This is a genomic window from Cupriavidus mimosae, assembly GCF_023952485.1.
GTDB lineage: Bacteria > Pseudomonadota > Gammaproteobacteria > Burkholderiales > Burkholderiaceae > Cupriavidus > Cupriavidus taiwanensis_C.
Window position 1 is genome coordinate 18,132 of the sequence record NZ_JALHRY010000015.1, and the last position, 11,779, is coordinate 29,910.

The window sequence follows — 11,779 nt, forward strand, 5'->3', positions numbered from 1 at the left end:
GGCCTGCCGTGTGGGCCCACCGCCACGGCTCAGGTGCGCGGCATCGGTGTCGTGACCTCGCTGCGAGCGCGTTCTGCGGCGTCGTCATGGCCGGGCGCAAGCCGCAAGTGCTGCCACAGCAGGCGCGTGGTGGCCCAGAACGGTGCCACGCCGCGCCAGCCGCTGCGATGCAGGTGCTGGCCCAGGTTGTGCGGCAGCGCCAGCATCAGGAACAGCGCGGCCTTGTCGTGGCGGTGCTGGCTGCGGCCGTAGCGATGCAGCATGGTGACCATGCGCGCGGCATCGGCGCTCGGGCTTCCGGCGCATGGCGGCGGCCGCTGGCCCTCCAGCTGGTTGATCGCGCTCGGAATCAGCTCGATGCGGCAGCCGCAGCCATAGACCGCGCGTCCGGTCAGGTCGGCGACGTCGTAGTCGGCATCGAGGCACTCGTCGAACGGTAGCCGCTCCAGCAGCGCGCGAGGGAACACCGTGCTGGACAGCACCACTGCGCACAGCGGCCGCGCCCGCGCGGCCCGGCGCGGCGGCTGGCGCAACGGCTGCCCGAGGAAATCCTCGCGCTGCGGACGCAGGCATTGGCCCGCGCACATCGCCGTGCCGGTCAGCACCAGCGCGTCGGCGTTGCCACCCGCGGCGACCCGGTAGATGAAGTCGTCGGCGAGGCGCTCGCCCATCTGCTGCAAAAAGGTCGGTCCCAGCGTGGCGTGGTCGTCGAGAAACAGCACGTGCGTGCCAGTGGCCGCACGCAGCAGGCGGTTGCGGCTGGCGGCGGCGCCGCGCCGGGGACCGTCCAGGCAGGGGATGTCGGGGTAGGCATCGCGCATCAGCGCGCGCGTGGCGTCGTGGCTGCTGTCGTCGCAGACGATCAGCTGGTGCGGCGGCATGGTCGAGGCCGCGATCGACTGCAAGGTCCGGCGCAGGCCGTCCGGATGGTCGCGCGTGCTGACGCACACGGAAAAGCTGGGCAAGAACGTGCTCGCTTGCATGATGACCCCTCCCGTCCGGCAAACGCCGGGTTGGCGCCGGCCCGTCTGTGCGGGCGCGGCGCGCGGCAAAACCTTCAGGCCGGCATTTCAGACTGTCGGCCTGACCGCCTGGCACGGCGGTTCGTTGCGCCTTGGCGCCACCCCGGCGTCATTGGTTTCGCGCGTGATGCGTTCGTCGCCGCTGACCCATTCCAACGTGGCACCGCGCTGCAGGGCAGCGTAGACCGCTTCGCCCTTGTTGCGCACCTTGAGCCGCTGGTACAGCGTGCAGGCGTGGCTCTTCACCGTCGCCACCGAAATGTTGAGCATGCGGCTGACGGTCTTGATCGGATAGCCGCGCGCCAGCAGCACCAGCACCTCGTACTGGCGCGGCGTGATCTTCAGCATCTCAGCCTCGTCGTAGCCGGGTTCTTCCTCGGTCAGCGGCATGGCAACGGGGGTGGGCGAGACCTGCGCCGGGGCCGGTGCGGACAGCGGCTGGCCGGGCCGCAACTCGGTCAGGTCGCGCAACGCCACGGTGGTGCGCAGGGCGGCGCGCGGGGTGCTGGCGCAGGTCGCCAGCGCCAACTGCTCCCCCGGCGTCTGGGCCGGGTGCGTGGCGCTGAGCGGCAGCGGCGCAGCCGAGGCGAGTGACTGCGTGGCGGGCATTGCCGAGCGCGATGCCGAGGGCAGGGTGCCGGTCTCGGCAGTGAAGAGCAGCCCCTGTACGCCCGACACGGCCATGCGGATGGCGGCCTCGATCACCGCCAGCGAAGCGGACTTGGGCAGGCAGCCGCAGATGCCGCGCGCGCTGTCGGCGGTCGGCACATGCAAGGGCAGGGTGTCGGCCAGGATCAGGATGCGTTGCGGCGCGAGCGTCTGCCGGACCTGGTCCAGCAGCACCCAGCCGGGCGCGGGGTCGGCGGGCATGCCGAACACGAGCAGGTCCGCGTTTTGGTGCCGGGCGTCCAGCCTGGCCATATCCGCCGGTGCAATGGCCGCCACCTGCGCGGATTCCTGGATGTTCTCGAGCATCTGCAACAGCCCGAGCCGGAGCAGCGGGTGCTCCTCGATCAGCAACGCATTCATGGACATCACTCCCCGTTTTTACCCGGGAGGCGGACTGCGGGGCACTTTGCGTATGGAAGACGTGACAGGACCGCCGTCACCTTGATGGCTGGTGACTGGTGGCTGGCTCTGTGGCTGACCCCCATGCTTCCATGCCGGACGGTTCCGTTGTTGTGGCTGGAACTTGCCCATGGCTGGAAGGATGACCCCGAACCCGACCGCGGGTGCTTGGTACTCCTAAATCAGTTGGAATTCATCTTATGGGCTGGGGGAGGCGAATGCAAGCAAGGGGGTCGGGGGTGGAATGAAGGAGGGAATGAAAGGACCCTCATAATCCTTTCAAATATATCGTATTTATTCCTGCCAGGTTCCGCAAACGCCGCGCTGGCGCCGTTCCCGGTGGTTTCATCGATGTGACATGCAGAATTAAATCGGTTGCAAATCTGAAACAGATTCTATTATCTTTTGCCGGATATGACGATTTTATAACCCTAATGAGGGGTGTCCGGAATACACCATCAGTGGTGCTGCTCCAATTATGAAACGCGCCCCGGAAATGTTGGTTGTGAAATCAATCCGGCAGAATTGCCGGCACGTCGCGCACATGGTCTAGTGCTTCTGGATGAGGCGTGGCTACCACTATGGATGAGCGCTGCGGCGCCGGCGCCACCGGCCGCGACGGGCTTGCCACCACCCATCGGTGGGGAGCAAGGCCTCAGGGCGGGATGATGGCGCCGGCCGTCCGGCTCAGCGCACCCAGCGGCCCGGGCGCATGACCCAGCCGTGCGGGCCGCGTACCCAGCGCTCGGGCACATAGCGGTAGCCCACGCGCTGCGGCTGCCAATAGCCGCCCTGCCAGGCGTAACGCCCGCCGCGGGCTTCCCAGTGGCCCGGCACCCAGACCTGGCCGCGGCGCGCGGCCGGGTGCGGCTCGTAGCGCGGCGGCGGCGGCGGATGGCCGTAGCCGCGGGCGACCGGCGCCTGGTGGGCTTCGGCGGGGGCGGTCAGACCGAAGGCGCCGCCCGTGGCGAGGACGGCTGCAGCAAGCAGGAGTTGGCGTTTCATGAGAGGGCTCCTTGGGGCGGTGGCGGAATCAATAGTGGTGATGGTGGTGGCGCGGCGGCGGGCCGCCGCGCGGAGGCACCACGATGCAGGCGGAAAGCAGTGCGGCGGTGGTGGACAGCAGCACCACCAGAGAGAGGGCTCGTTTCATCTTGGCTCCCGGCGGGATCGCGTTGGACACGGGTTCAATGTAGCGGCCGGCTGCCGCGCCGAGCGCTTGCACTTGTAAGCCTGTCTCACATGGGGTGACGGCACGGGCGAGCCGCCGCGAGGCCCGCATGCCACGTCGCAAACCCTTGCCAGGCAAGGCTTTGCGGGCAACACGGCGGGCCCGGCGAGAGGCCCGCGGGCACCACGGCGAAGGTAATGTGACGTTACACGGGTAATAAATCTCGCAAGACGGGCGGGCCGCGCCTGGCCGCGACGGTGTCCTGGCCGGCCCGGCAGGCACGCAGAAACGGGTACGCAGGGGCTACCCGGTGCGTCGGCATGAGGCGCCGTCCGGACGCGATGGGCTATACCAGTGAGAAGTGGCCACGTATGCGGCAAGGAGGCGCCATGCCGGTCATGCTTATCGTGCTTGCCCTGCAATGGTTGCAGGGCCTGTCGCCGCCCGCCGCGGCATTGTTCGCACTGCCGCAGGAGCGGGCGCCGGCGGATGCCACGGCGGTGGTGGAGGCCGCGCCGGCCCGCTGACGCGGAAGCTTGCGCCGCTTGACGGCCAGACTGGTATCAGCCGCGCGCCGTCAACGGCCGGGCTGGTTTCATCCCGCCTGTCGCGCGCAGCCGGCGGGCGCCGGCAACGCAAAGGACGCGCCGTAGCGCGCCGGGTCCAGCCGCATGGTCAGCAGGCCGACTACCGCCGCGCACGCCAGGTGATACCACCAGCCTGCGGCGAAGCTGCCAGTGCGCGCCTGCAGCATGGCGGTGATCCACGGCGCCAGCGACGCCAGAAGGAAGCCACCGCCCTGCATCACCGCGCTCAGCGCGCCGGCGCTGTCGGCGTCGGGCAGGTGGTCCAGCGCCACCACCAGGTACAGCGCAAAGCAGCCGCCCAGGCCGGCGCCGCCGATCACGGCCCAGGCGTGCGGCGCGGCGTCCGGCCACAGCGCCAGCCCGGCGAAGCCGGCAACCTGCATGGCCAGCGCCAGCGCCATCCAGGCGCGCCGGTCCGGGCGGCGCGCCGCCAGTGCCGGCAGCAGCAGCGCCGCGGCGGCCTGCGCCACCGCCATCAGCGCTACCAGCGAGCCGCTGGCCGGCGCGCTCCAGCCGTGGCTCTGGTAGAACGGCGCCAGCCACGCCACCAGCGAGGCATAGCCGCCGTTCATCACGCCAAAGCTGATCATCAGCAGCCAGGTGCGCGGGCGCCGCAGCAGCGCGCGGGTCTTGCCGGTGGCGCTGGCCGGCGGGCCAGCCGGCGCGGCCGCGGCCAATGCCGGCTGACGGGACGGGCCGCGCGGCAGCGCCACCCACGCCAGTGCCAGCGCCGCCAGCGCGGGCACGGCCCACAGCGCCAGCGCCTCGCGCCAGCTGCCGGCCAGCTCGGTCACATAGGGCGACAGCTGCGCGCCCAGCGCGCCGCCCCCCATCAGCGCGGCCGAATACAGTCCCATTACCGGCGCCACGCGCGCCGGGAACTCCTGCTTGACCAGCCCCGGGCACGCCGCCTGCACCACCGCCACGCCCAGCCCGCACAGCGCCGCCGAGGCGATCAGCCAGGTTCCGCCGGCCACGCCCAGCCGCAGCGCGCAGCCGGCGCCCAGCAAGGCCAGCGCGCCCAGCACCGCGGTGCGCGCGCCCAGCCGGGCGCGGATGGCCGGGCCGAAGAACGCGCCCACCCCCATCAGCAGCATCGGCAGCAGCGTCAGCCAAGCCATGCCCTGATAGCTCAGGCCGGTGCCGCCGCGGATGGCAGGCGCCAGCGGCCCGACCGCGGTCAGGAACGGCCGCAGGTTCAGGCCGATGCCGGCCACGGCCGCCAGCACCAGCCAGCGTGGCGGCTGGGGCTGCACCGGGCGCGCGCCTTCAGCCACGGCGCGGGCGCATGCCGTAGAGCTGCGCGGCGCAGAGGTCGACCGGCACCCGCGTCAGCGGCAGCGGTGGCGGGTCGAGCGGCAGGCGCAGCGCCTGGTAGGCGGCCTCGCTCGACATGCCGTAGGGCGCGGCATCCTGGTTGTCGAAGGCGTAGTAGACCGCCTGCACCCCGGCCATGGTCATCGCCGCCAGGCACATCGGGCACGGATGGCCGCTGGCATAGACCACGCTGCCGCGCAGATCGGGACGGCCCAGCTTGCGCGCGGCGGCGCGCACTGCCACCATCTCGGCATGGGTGGTGGGATCGTGGCTGTGGACGATGTCGTTGACGCCGGTGGCGACGGTTTCGCCGTCGAGCACCAGCACGGCGCCGAACGGGCGCGCGCCGCGGTCACGGTTGGCCACCGCGAGGCGCACCGCCTCGCGCATGAATTCCTGGTGAGTGGTCATGGTTGGCAGAAAAGTGGGTACATGCTCGCGTGCAACGCGGCATGGTGCGTAAAGTGGGGCGATGGCGCCCGGACCGCAGGCCGGGGCATCGTGGCGAAACTCTACGCCGGCGCTTGGTAATTGGGAAATTAAATGATGAAATCGCCGGCAGTGGAAAACCCAATGGATACGCCGCCATGCAGGACCCCCGTCTCGACCCCGTGCTGCTGCAGAGCTTTGTCGCCGTCGCCGAGAGCGGCAGTTTTACCCGTGCCGCGCAGCGCGTGCACCTGACCCAGTCGACCGTCAGCCAGCAAGTGCGCCGGCTGGAGGAGCAGCTGGGCTGCGTGCTGCTGGACCGCGGCGGGCGCTATGTCACCACCACGCCCGAAGGCGAGCGCCTGCTGGGGTATGCGCGCCGGCTGCAGCAGTTGATGGCGGAGGCCGTGGGGCAGCTGCGCCAGAGCGCCGGCCAGGGCGAGATCCGGCTGGGTGTGCCCGAGGACTTTGCCGCGCGGCCGCTGACGCCGGTGCTGGCCGGGTTTGCCGATGACTGGCCGGGCATGCGGCTGGAAGTGACCAGCGGCATGAGCCACGAGCTGTGGCAGCGCTTCCAGGACCGCGAGCTTGACCTGGTGCTGGTCAAGCAGCGCACCGGCCAGGCGCAGGGGCTGGCCAGCTGGCCCGAGCCGCTATGCTGGATCGACAGCCGCAGCCGTCCGGCGGTGGCCCGCGACCCGGTGCCGCTGGTGGCGTTCCCGGTGGGCGGCCTGTACCGCGGCGAGATGACGCACGCGCTCGACGCCGGCGGCCGGCGCTGGCGCGTGGCCTTTGTCAGCGCCAGCCTGGCCAGCATCCTGGCGGCGGTGGCCGATGGCCTGGGTGTGACGCTGCTGCCGCGGCGGCTGGCCACGGCGCACCACACCGTGCTGGAGCACGGCTGGCCCGCCGCGGTGCCGGATGTCGAACTGAGCCTGCACGCGCAGCCGGACCTGCCGGCCGCGGCGCGCGACATGGCGGCGCGGCTGGCCGCGTTGTGCGAGACCGTGATGGCGGCCGGCGCGCCGCCCGGGCTTCAGCCGAAGAATTCGTTGTAGTAGCGGGTGCAGGTGCCGGCCGGGCGGAAGGTGTAGGGCAGCTCGGCCATTGCCGCGGCTTCGAGCGAACCGAACGGAATGTCGGGAGCGGCGAGGGGGGAGACGTCTGCGGTGGCGTCGGCTTGGGAATGCGCCGTGGCGGCGCGGGCGGGGTAGGGCGTAGTCATGTCAGGGCTCATGCGATCGGGCCGGCGCGGGCACGGCGGCCTGTCCGGCAATGTCGGTCCGGCGTTGTCAGCGCCAGCAGCCATCGTAATGCTGCACTGCGGCGAAGTCAGCCACCCCAGGCTCAACACACTGTTGCACAAGCGCGCCTAATGGCGCCGGAGCGCGCTGGCTCGCCTTGGAAGTGGCGCGCGGGCCGCTGCCACGGGCAGCGCCAGGGTCTATATTTGGCGGAGGGGCCGCCTGCGCTGGCCGTCCCCCTCCTCCCATGGAAACCGCCATGTCCCTGCCCCCGTGCTTTGCCGACCGCCGCGAGGCGGGCCAATATCTCGGCCGTCACCTGGCCGGACTGGGTTTTGGCGCCGCGCAGCTGGGCCAGCCGCCGCTGGTGCTGGCGTTGCCGCGCGGCGGCGTGCCGGTGGCGTTCGAAGTGGCGCGCGCGCTGGACGGGCAGCTGGACGTGCTGCTGGTGCGCAAGATCGGCGCGCTGGGCTATCCGGAGCTGGCGCTGGGCGCGGTGGTGGAGGGCGATGCCGGCGGCGGCGGACCGCACACGGTGGTCAATGACGATCCCTGGGCACGGCGCGCCGTCGACAGCGGCAGCTTCGATGCCGAGCGCGGCCGCCAGCTTGACGAGATCGCCCGGCGCCAGCAGCGTTACCGCGGCGGCAAGCCGGTGCCGGCCCGCGCCGGACGCGTGGTGATTGTCGTTGATGACGGCGTGGCGACCGGTGCCACCATGCGCGCGGCGCTCGAAGGCGTGCGCATGGCCGGCGCGGCGCGCGTGATCGCGGCCACCCCGGTGGGCTCGCAGGACGGACTGGCCAGCCTGGCCGCGGCCGCCGACGAGGTGATCTGCCTGAACACGCCGCCCAGCTTCGGTGCGGTGGGCGCGTTCTATCTCGATTTCAGCCAGACCAGCGACGAAGAGGCGCTGGCGCTGCTGCGCACCCCGCCCGCGGCCTGAGCGGCTGCGCCGGCTTCAGTCCTGGCGGGCGCGTTCGCGCGCCAGGCGCGCTTTCAGGTGCGGCACCAGCCCGCCGGCGGCCAGGATCGCGCGCAGGAACGCCGGAATCGGCTCGCACACCGCCACGCTGCCGTCGTCGAGCCGCACTTGCGCGGTATCCAGGTCCAGCACCGCGTGCGCGCCGTCGGCCAGCCGGCTGGTGTCGGCGCAGACCAGCACCGGCAGCCCCAGGTTGATGGCGTTGCGATAGAACAGCCCGCCGAACGATTGCGCCACCACCGCGCCCACGCCCAGTTCGCGCAGCGCCTGCGGCGCCTGCTCGCGCGAGGAGCCGATGCCGAAGTTGGCGCCCGCCACCAGCACGTCGCCGGGACGCACGCTGCCGGGAAACTCCGGGCGCACCGAGGCCAGGCAATGCCGGGCCAGCACCGGCAGCGGCGCTTTCATCAGCACGGCGGGGGCCATGGCATCGGTGTCGATATTGTCGCCGAAGCGCCAGAGGCGGCCGGCAGGGACGGGGCGGGGGGCGGGGGCTGAGGTCATGCGGGAAGTCTGTCCCGCCGGCGGCGGGCACGAGGTGGGGGGCGGGCGTTACTCCAGCAGCGTGCGTGGATCGGTGATGCGGCCGGTAACGGCGCTGGCGGCCACCGTCATCGGCGAGCCGAGCCACACCGCGCTGCCGGCGTCGCCCATGCGGCCCGAGAAATTGCGCGCGGTCGAGGCGATGGCGCGGCTGCCCGCCGGGAAACGCGCCGCGCCATAGCCCGCGCAGGCGCCGCAGGCATTGGGCAGCAGCATCGCGCCGGCCTCGGCGAGGATGCCGAGCGTGCCTTCCTGCTCGGCCTGCAGCTGGTCGCGGCGCGAGGCCGGCGCCACCTGCAGCGTTACGCCGGTGGCGACGCGGCGCCCGCGCAGCACGCGCGCGGCCATGCGCAGGTCTTCCAGCTTGGCGCCGGTGCACGCGCCCAGGTAGGCGATCTGCACCGGCTCGCCGGCGGCCTGGTCGACCGGCGCGCTGTTGGCGGGCGAGTGCGGCGCGGCCACCTGCGGCGCCAGCGCCGCGGCGTCGAAGCGGTGCGTGGCCAGCACCGGCGCCCCGGCATCGCTGCGCCAGTGGTCCAGGTCGATGGCAGCCAGCGTCTGCGCCGGCACGCCGGCTTGCGCCAGCCAGTCCAGCGTGACCGCATCGGGCGCGACCAGCCCGGTCTGCGCGCCGAGCTCCGTGCTCATGTTGGTGAGCGTCATGCGCTCCTGCATCGGCAGCGCGGCGACCGCGCTGCCGGCGTATTCGAGCGCCTGGTAGCGCCCGCCGCCCATGCCCAGCGTGGCGCACAGGAACAGCATCATGTCCTTGGCGCACACCCCCGGTGCGAGCTGCCCGTCCCATTGCAGCCGGATGGTGTCCGGCACCCGCAGCCAGATCTCGCCGGTGGCGAGCACGCCGGCCATTTCGGTCGCGCCCACGCCGAACATGTACGCGCCAAAGGCGCCCCCGGTGGGGCTGTGGCTGTCGCCGCCGACGATCAGGCGGCCCGGCAGCACATGGCCGCGCTCGGGCAGCACCACGTGGCAGATGCCTTCGGCGTCGATGAAGTGCGCGCCGGCCTGGCGCGTCCAGTCGCGCGTGAAGCGCAGGATCGACTCGGCCTGGGCGTCGCCGCCGGGCACGAAATGGTCGGTCACCACCACATAGCGCGACGGGTCCCAGACCCCGGTGCCAAGCTCCTGCAGCAGCGGCGCCACGCGGCGCGGGCCGCTGGAGTCGTGCGACATCGCCAGGTCGACCTGGCAGATCACCACGGTGCCGGGCTCGGCATGGGCCAGCCCGGCGGCGCGTGCCACCAGCTTCTGCGCGAGCGTGGCGGGCAGGGAGCTCATTCCGACGACGCTCCCGAATACTTGACGACGCCGGCCCAGCGCTTGACGTCCTGCTTCACGAACGCGGCGAAGGCGTCGGGCGGGGTGCCCATCGGCTGCGCGCCGTCGTTTTCCAGGCGCTTGCGCACGGCGGGGGATTCCAGCCCCTTGCGCGCGGCCTGGTACAGCGCCTGCGTGATCTCGTGCGGCATGCCGGCCGGGCCGAACAGCCCGAACCACGCGCTCGATTCGAAGCCCTTGACGCTATTGCCGATCGGCGCCGCGCCGGGGAACTGCGGCAGCGGCGCGGGGCTGGTCACCCCCAGCACCTTGAGCTTGCCCGCGCGCACGTGCGGCAGCACGTTGATGGTGCTGGCGAACATCAGGTCGCACTGGCCCGCCAGCACGTCGGTCAGCGCCGGCGCGGTGCCCTTGTACGGAATGTTGACGATGTAGGTGCCGGTCATCATCTTGAACATGTCGCCGGCCATGTGCAGCGACGAGCCGACCGAGCCGATGGCGAAGTTCAGCTTGCCCGGCTCCGCGCGCGCCAGGCGGATCAGCTCGGGCACGTTGTTGGCCGCCAGCCGGGGCGTGGCCACCAGCACGCTGGGCACGGTGGCGACCAGCGTGATCGGCGTGAAGTCCTGCACCGGGTCGAACGGCAGCTTCTTGTACAGCGTGGCGTTGATGGTATGGCTGGTGAAGCTCATCAGCAGCGTGCTGCCGTCCGGCGCGCTCTTGGCGACCAGGTCCGCGGCGATATTGCCGCCGGCGCCGGGACGGTTCTCGACCACCACTGGCTGGCCCAGTTCCTGCGACATCTCCTGGGCGATGGTGCGCGCCAGCGTGTCGGTGGTGCCGCCGGCCGGCGCGCCCACCAGGATCCGGATCGGCTTGCCGCCGGCAAGCTGCGCCTGGGGCTGGCCCTGGGCCTGGGCCTGCGCGCCCGCCGACAGCGGCAGGGCCAGCGCACAGGCGGCCAGCGTGCCGAGCGTGGCAAGGCGTCGCATCGTGGCGCGGCGCGGGATCGAAGGCAGACGGGTCAGGCTGGACGGACGGAATTCAGGCATGGCGGCGGTCCTCGCTCGATGTGATCAGGGATGCGCAGTATGGCGTGGAACGGGGTCCGGCGCACCCCCGGCAACGCAAGCCCGGGGCAGTTCCCGCGGCGTCAATCGCGGGTCAATCGCGCAAGCCCGGGCGGGTCTCGCTCTCGACCCAGACGTTGGCGCTGTCGACGCCGGCCGGCGACAGTTCCATCCGGTATTCGTAGCGATCCGGGCGGTACTGGCCCAGCAGCAGCTGCACCGGGCGCCCGGACTGGTCCTTGACCACGCGCCGCACCGCCAGCAGCGCGCCGCCGACCGGCACGTCCAGCAGCGGCGCCACCACCACGTCGGCCAGCCGGGCCGACAGCACCTGGCTGGCGCGGCCGAGCTTGACCCCGCCCGCTTCCAGCAGGCGCAGCACCGGGGTCTCTTCCAGCGCCTGGCGCGTGATCGGCCGGCCCAGCGCCGCCGGCAGGTAGACCGTGATGTGCGACAGCGGACGGTTGCGGTAGTGGCGCACGCGCACGATCTTCACCACCGGGTCGCCCGGCTCGATCTGCAGCGAGTCGGCGACATCGGGCGTGGCATGGACTTCATCGATCGAGATCACCTTGACCGAGGTCTTCTGGCCCATGTCGATGATGTTGTCGAGCAGGCTGGTGCCGCGTTCCTCGCCGGCGGCTGCCGCCGGGCGCACCGGATGCGGGTTGACGAAGGTGCCGAGCCCGCGGTGGCGGCGCACCAGCCCCTCCTGCACCAGCCGGTCGAACACGCGCCGCATGGTCACGCGCGACGCATGGAACTGCTTGGCGAGGTCAATCTCCCCGGGCAAGGGACCCTGGCCGAAACGGCCTTCGACGATCTGCTGGCGCAGCACCACGTAAATCTGGTGATACAGGGGAACGACGGCTTCACTCATGGTTTCCCTTGTGGAGAGATGACAAGTCTGTAATGCCTCTAATGTACTTTAAATCAGACATGGGGCCTAGCGAGGATAAACGCTGAGGGGTTTTCGCGACAAGGGCCGGGTGCGGGTGAGACGGTGCGCCGCGCTGCATCAAGGCGCGGTGACGCATTGTGCCCCAT

The 11,779-nt window shown here is 71.5% G+C and carries 13 protein-coding genes; 3 read left to right on the forward strand and 10 right to left on the reverse strand.

Translation table 11 applies throughout. The features are described from left to right. Window positions 1–29: 29 nt before the first annotated feature. From MKD50_RS23985 to MKD50_RS23995, 3 genes are all read right to left on the reverse strand, one after another. Complete coding sequence (locus MKD50_RS23985) at window positions 30–983, reverse strand: glycosyltransferase family 2 protein (protein ID WP_252668985.1); 954 nt, start codon at window positions 981–983, stop codon at window positions 30–32. 87 nt (window positions 984–1,070) lie between these two features. Continuing rightward, window positions 1,071–2,051 carry a helix-turn-helix transcriptional regulator gene (locus tag MKD50_RS23990; RefSeq protein ID WP_252668987.1) on the reverse strand — a complete coding sequence of 327 codons (981 nt, stop codon included), beginning with the start codon at window positions 2,049–2,051 and terminating at the stop codon, window positions 1,071–1,073. A gap of 726 nt (window positions 2,052–2,777) precedes the next feature. Further along, window positions 2,778–3,095, reverse strand: a complete 318-nt coding sequence (locus MKD50_RS23995; RefSeq protein ID WP_115699350.1) for a YXWGXW repeat-containing protein — start codon at window positions 3,093–3,095, stop codon at window positions 2,778–2,780. 555 nt (window positions 3,096–3,650) lie between these two features. Here MKD50_RS23995 and MKD50_RS24000 point away from each other — a divergent pair. Then, window positions 3,651–3,788, forward strand: a complete 138-nt coding sequence (locus MKD50_RS24000) for a hypothetical protein (RefSeq protein WP_165835185.1) — start codon at window positions 3,651–3,653, stop codon at window positions 3,786–3,788. A 68-nt stretch (window positions 3,789–3,856) separates the two neighbouring features. Here the strand turns inward: MKD50_RS24000 and MKD50_RS24005 are convergent, their stop codons facing one another. Together MKD50_RS24005 and MKD50_RS24010 are read right to left on the reverse strand one after the other, a co-directional pair. Further along, window positions 3,857–5,125 carry a cyanate transporter gene (locus tag MKD50_RS24005; RefSeq protein WP_252668989.1) on the reverse strand — a complete coding sequence of 423 codons (1,269 nt, stop codon included), beginning with the start codon at window positions 5,123–5,125 and terminating at the stop codon, window positions 3,857–3,859. Next, window positions 5,118–5,576 (reverse strand): nucleoside deaminase, encoded by a 459-nt coding sequence (locus tag MKD50_RS24010; RefSeq protein ID WP_252668991.1) that lies wholly within the window; start codon window positions 5,574–5,576, stop codon window positions 5,118–5,120. Before MKD50_RS24010 ends, MKD50_RS24005 begins: the two co-directional genes overlap by 8 nt. 176 nt (window positions 5,577–5,752) lie before the next feature. Here MKD50_RS24010 and MKD50_RS24015 point away from each other — a divergent pair, with 176 nt between their 5' ends. After that, window positions 5,753–6,652, forward strand: a complete 900-nt coding sequence (locus MKD50_RS24015; protein WP_111520848.1) for a LysR family transcriptional regulator — start codon at window positions 5,753–5,755, stop codon at window positions 6,650–6,652. Here MKD50_RS24015 and MKD50_RS24020 read toward each other — a convergent pair. Next, window positions 6,631–6,819, reverse strand: coding sequence for a hypothetical protein (locus tag MKD50_RS24020; RefSeq protein WP_240071365.1), 189 nt, complete (start codon window positions 6,817–6,819; stop codon window positions 6,631–6,633). The genes MKD50_RS24015 and MKD50_RS24020 overlap by 22 nt on opposite strands. Before the next feature lie 278 nt (window positions 6,820–7,097). On the opposite strand from MKD50_RS24020, the gene MKD50_RS24025 reads away from it, so the two are divergent. Then, complete coding sequence (locus MKD50_RS24025) at window positions 7,098–7,784, forward strand: phosphoribosyltransferase (RefSeq protein ID WP_111520850.1); 687 nt, start codon at window positions 7,098–7,100, stop codon at window positions 7,782–7,784. Window positions 7,785–7,799: 15 nt separating this feature from the next. Here MKD50_RS24025 and MKD50_RS24030 read toward each other — a convergent pair whose 3' ends face one another. The 4 genes from MKD50_RS24030 to MKD50_RS24045 form a co-directional block, all read right to left on the reverse strand. Beyond that, window positions 7,800–8,327: a LeuD/DmdB family oxidoreductase small subunit gene (locus MKD50_RS24030; protein WP_115699356.1), complete on the reverse strand. Its 528-nt coding sequence runs from the start codon at window positions 8,325–8,327 to the stop codon at window positions 7,800–7,802. 48 nt (window positions 8,328–8,375) lie between these two features. Continuing rightward, the gene (locus tag MKD50_RS24035) at window positions 8,376–9,662 is read right to left on the reverse strand and encodes a 3-isopropylmalate dehydratase large subunit (protein WP_252668993.1); all 1,287 of its coding nucleotides are present in this window, start codon (window positions 9,660–9,662) and stop codon (window positions 8,376–8,378) included. Further along, window positions 9,659–10,714 carry a tripartite tricarboxylate transporter substrate binding protein gene (locus MKD50_RS24040; protein ID WP_240071367.1) on the reverse strand — a complete coding sequence of 352 codons (1,056 nt, stop codon included), beginning with the start codon at window positions 10,712–10,714 and terminating at the stop codon, window positions 9,659–9,661. The genes MKD50_RS24035 and MKD50_RS24040 overlap by 4 nt, the downstream gene beginning before the upstream one ends. 112 nt (window positions 10,715–10,826) lie before the next feature. Further along, window positions 10,827–11,612 (reverse strand): GntR family transcriptional regulator, encoded by a 786-nt coding sequence (locus tag MKD50_RS24045; protein WP_062803991.1) that lies wholly within the window; start codon window positions 11,610–11,612, stop codon window positions 10,827–10,829. Between the last annotated feature and the right edge of the window lie 167 nt (window positions 11,613–11,779).

Bases quoted from the DNA above. Each gene is read 5' to 3' on its own strand.
- MKD50_RS24040 (WP_240071367.1), bottom strand. From the start codon at position 10,714: ATGCCTGAATTCCGTCCGTCCAGCCTGACCCGTCTGCCTTCGATCCCG.
- MKD50_RS24015 (WP_111520848.1), top strand. From the start codon at position 5,753: ATGCAGGACCCCCGTCTCGACCCCGTGCTGCTGCAGAGCTTTGTCGCC.
- MKD50_RS23985 (WP_252668985.1), bottom strand. From the start codon at position 983: ATGCAAGCGAGCACGTTCTTGCCCAGCTTTTCCGTGTGCGTCAGCACG.
- MKD50_RS24000 (WP_165835185.1), top strand. From the start codon at position 3,651: ATGCCGGTCATGCTTATCGTGCTTGCCCTGCAATGGTTGCAGGGCCTG.
- MKD50_RS24035 (WP_252668993.1), bottom strand. From the start codon at position 9,662: ATGAGCTCCCTGCCCGCCACGCTCGCGCAGAAGCTGGTGGCACGCGCC.
- MKD50_RS24025 (WP_111520850.1), top strand. From the start codon at position 7,098: ATGTCCCTGCCCCCGTGCTTTGCCGACCGCCGCGAGGCGGGCCAATAT.
- MKD50_RS24045 (WP_062803991.1), bottom strand. From the start codon at position 11,612: ATGAGTGAAGCCGTCGTTCCCCTGTATCACCAGATTTACGTGGTGCTG.
- MKD50_RS24020 (WP_240071365.1), bottom strand. From the start codon at position 6,819: ATGACTACGCCCTACCCCGCCCGCGCCGCCACGGCGCATTCCCAAGCC.
- MKD50_RS24010 (WP_252668991.1), bottom strand. From the start codon at position 5,576: ATGACCACTCACCAGGAATTCATGCGCGAGGCGGTGCGCCTCGCGGTG.
- MKD50_RS23990 (WP_252668987.1), bottom strand. From the start codon at position 2,051: ATGAATGCGTTGCTGATCGAGGAGCACCCGCTGCTCCGGCTCGGGCTG.
- MKD50_RS23995 (WP_115699350.1), bottom strand. From the start codon at position 3,095: ATGAAACGCCAACTCCTGCTTGCTGCAGCCGTCCTCGCCACGGGCGGC.
- MKD50_RS24030 (WP_115699356.1), bottom strand. From the start codon at position 8,327: ATGACCTCAGCCCCCGCCCCCCGCCCCGTCCCTGCCGGCCGCCTCTGG.